Source organism: uncultured Paraglaciecola sp. (assembly GCF_937123705.1).
Lineage (GTDB): Bacteria > Pseudomonadota > Gammaproteobacteria > Enterobacterales > Alteromonadaceae > Paraglaciecola.
This window is the reverse complement of sequence record NZ_CAKZKO010000169.1, coordinates 1-3,165: the sequence shown is the minus strand read 5'-3', so window position 1 is coordinate 3,165 and position 3,165 is coordinate 1. Positions and strand designations below refer to the sequence as shown.

The 3,165-nt window shown below is 44.4% G+C and carries 3 protein-coding genes and 1 pseudogene; all 4 read left to right on the top strand.

Annotation, left to right across the window (positions count from 1 at the left end; genetic code table 11):
• Window positions 1-798 precede the first annotated feature (798 nt).
• Window positions 799-1,134: a VOC family protein gene (locus Q0688_RS22290; protein ID WP_299082548.1), complete on the top strand. Its 336-nt coding sequence runs from the start codon at window positions 799-801 to the stop codon at window positions 1,132-1,134.
• A 31-nt stretch (window positions 1,135-1,165) separates the two neighbouring features.
• Window positions 1,166-2,292, top strand: a protein-coding gene (locus Q0688_RS22285) for an IS3 family transposase (protein WP_299082547.1) whose coding sequence is annotated in 2 segments (ribosomal slippage) — window positions 1,166-1,433 and window positions 1,433-2,292 — 1,128 coding nt in all. Because the reading frame shifts where the segments join, the coding sequence is not laid out codon by codon here.
• Window positions 2,265-2,612, top strand: coding sequence for an IS66 family insertion sequence element accessory protein TnpB (tnpB, locus tag Q0688_RS22280; RefSeq protein ID WP_367179828.1), 348 nt, complete (start codon window positions 2,265-2,267; stop codon window positions 2,610-2,612). The genes Q0688_RS22285 and tnpB overlap by 28 nt, the downstream gene beginning before the upstream one ends.
• Before the next feature lie 143 nt (window positions 2,613-2,755).
• A pseudogene (locus Q0688_RS22275) lies at window positions 2,756-3,165 on the top strand (IS66 family transposase zinc-finger binding domain-containing protein); the annotation flags it as partial.

Sequence of the window (3,165 nt, the reverse complement as noted above, 5' to 3'; positions counted from 1 at the left end):
CATAGACATAGATAGTCGCGTACGGCAGTTGTCGGTGGTAGTCCTCGACCACTTTTTTAATAGTAACTTCTTCGTTGTAGCACGGCACAAGAACCGCGATCTCGAGATCGTCAATTGACATTTTGTTACAGCTCCATTGTGCCCGTGCTGATTGTAATCAACGCGAGCGACTATAAATTAGGCTTTTAAAGATTGGAAGATAGGAAAAATTAATGCCCTTTTTCATCGAATGAAAAATGTACAGGAGGTCGGATTGGCGGTCAAGTGTGCTGGGAAACGATCAGATGATCAATTTTTTGGTTCCATAATCACAAATTATTAAACAGATATATGAATTTTGGCGCCTGTTCATGGCAAATTCTAGATTCGAATCTTGATTCGTAGCCTGCATATCCAAACCCGCTCGGTGCGGTTGACGTGAGACGCTCACTTCTGTAAAAGACAACAAATTCATTAAGGAAAAAACATGCGCTATTTTCAATCTATTGCAATTCGTTACTTAGCTGTCCTATTAGTTATATTTATCACTTGTTAGTCATCACACGCAAGCGGACCAAAAGTACCTGATGAATTTGACGATTATTTCATCCACTTGGCTACAGGTACAATTCCCTTTGTTCCTCATCCTGATAACAACATCATTGGGTGTAGTTCTTCTATCTTTTACGAATAGCTAGGAATTTAATTTATTGACTAGTATGCAACCTAACAACAGTTATTTGTTGTAATGTTGCACCTGTTTCCACTTCACATATTACGCGCTAAGCGTTAAACAACACTTCAATTAAGGAATCTATCATGGCAATTTTCACACACGTGACTTTAGGGACCAACAATTTCGACGCAGCCGTTACATTTTACGATGCGACACTAAAGCCGTTAGGTATCAACAACCTTGGCAAGCTTCACGACACGGCCATGATGTATGGTTTGGAAACGTTTGAATTTGTGGTTCTCACACCTTCAAATGGTGAATCTGCTTGCAGTGCAAATGGTGGAACTATCGGATTTGCAGCAGACAGTCGAGATGCCGTACACAAATTTCATGAAGCCGGTCTGGCTAGCGGTGGTAAGAAGTGGCCCCCAATAGTTGGTCACCAGAAGGACGAAGCTAAGGAGTTATTTTCTGTATGATTATTTTTTATTAGATAGAGGAATACAGAAAATGAGCAAGAAACGCAGAAATCATTCACCGGAATTCAAATCAAAAGTTGCATTGGCGGCGATCAAGGGCGATCAGACACTGACTGAGCTATCTCAGCAATATGGGATCAACAGCAATCTGATTGTGAAATGGAAGAAACTGCTGCTTGAACAAAGCAGCGAAGTATTTGCGTCGGGTAAGGGGCTGGCGCCGGATCGGGAATCTGAAATTCAGTCTTTACAAGCGAAAATTGGTCAGTTGACCATGGAGAATGATTTTTTGTCCAAAGTGCTCGGTCGTTAGACCGGGCACGGAGAAAAGACATGGCTCAGAAGAAACATTTGTTATCCAGGACGCGTCGCTGTGAATTGTTGGGTATACCAAGGTCGAGCAGTTATTATCAACAACAACCCGTACTCGAGTCAGACCAAATGCTCATGCGTTTGATTGACAAAATTCATCTGGGGAAACCCTATCTTGGTTCCCGGCGTATTGTAGACGCACTGGCAGCGCAAGGACACAAAACAGGCCGCAAACGTATACAGCGCTTAATGCAGCTTATGGGCATACAAGCGATCCATCCCGGACCGAAGACCTCGAAACCACATCCACAGCACAAGATATATCCGTATCTGCTGCGTAACCTGGATATCAATCGTGCCAACCAGGTTTGGGCAAGTGATGTGACCTACATACCGATGGCAGCCGGCTTTCTTTATCTCACAGTTATCATGGACTGGTATAGTCGCAAGGTGCTCAGTTGGCGTGTATCTAACAGTCTGGATGCTAGTTTTTGTGTTGATGCACTTGAGGAAGCGATTTACCGCTATGGGACACCGGATATATTCAACACGGATCAGGGCTCGCAGTATACCAGTGAGGCCTTTACCAATGTATTGAAGGATCACAACATTAATATCAGCATGGATGGCAAGGGTGCCTGGAGAGACAATGTGTTTGTCGAGCGCTTGTGGCGCAGCGTAAAATACGAGGAGGTTTATCTCAATGCTTATGAATCAGCATCTGAAGCCAGGCAATCGCTGGCAAAATACTTCCGGTTTTATAATGAAAACCGGAAACATCAGACCTTGAAAGCAGCACCGGATCAGGTCTATTATGAATTTATCAGGCTGCCAAAGGCAGGTTAATAAATGGGAAAATAGCTCCTAAGCTAACTGTCCAACTTTCCGGGTCCACTTCAAGGGAGGCGCAGCAGTCTTTGCAGCAAAGACCCTGCGCAGGATCAGCTTTTGTATTCTGCAATCGCGCGAATAATCGAATCAAAGTGTTGCTGTGGGATGGTACAGGCGTGTGGTTGTGTCAGCGTCGTTTGCATCAAGGTAAATTTGTTTGGCCGAAGTTAAATGAGTGCAGTTTTGAGTTAACGCAAGCACAATGGAATTGGTTGATAGCAGGTGTTAATTGGCAGCGATTATCGGCGTTACCACCGGCGCATTTAGAGGTTTAGAGTGGCAGCTTAAATCCTTTATTCATCAGTCATACGGCGGTGTTTGTGGTAAAATAAACCCCATGAAAACGCTTGCTCAATTAGATCATTTGAACCTTGATCCAGACACCAGGGTTCAGGTTCAAATGCTGCTTGAACAATCGCAAAAAGAGGTTCAATCTCAGGCACTCAAGATCCAAGCGCTGACCATGGAGTTAGCCTATTTACGTCGCATCCGATTTGGCAAAACGAGCGAGTCGCTGTCATCAACGCATCCTGACTTGTTTGAAGAAACACTGCAATCTGATTTGGCGGCGGTGAATGCAGAAATCGAACAACTTGATACGCCAGCGAAAGTAGCTCAGATAAAATCACCACGTTCTCGTGCAGGCCGACAGCCATTGCCGGATCATCTGCCACGAATAGAGCACCGTCATAAACCAGAATCTTGCCAATGCAATCAATGTGGCCATCATCTGGTTAAAATCGGCGAGGATGTGAGCGAACAGTTGGGTGTTGAACCTGCTAAGTTCTTCGTCCACCGCCACATTCGCCCAAAATATACTTGCAAGAC

Coding starts and splice junctions, on each gene's coding strand:
- Q0688_RS22290 (WP_299082548.1), top strand. CDS start 799: ATGGCAATTTTCACACACGTGACTTTAGGGACCAACAATTTCGACGCA.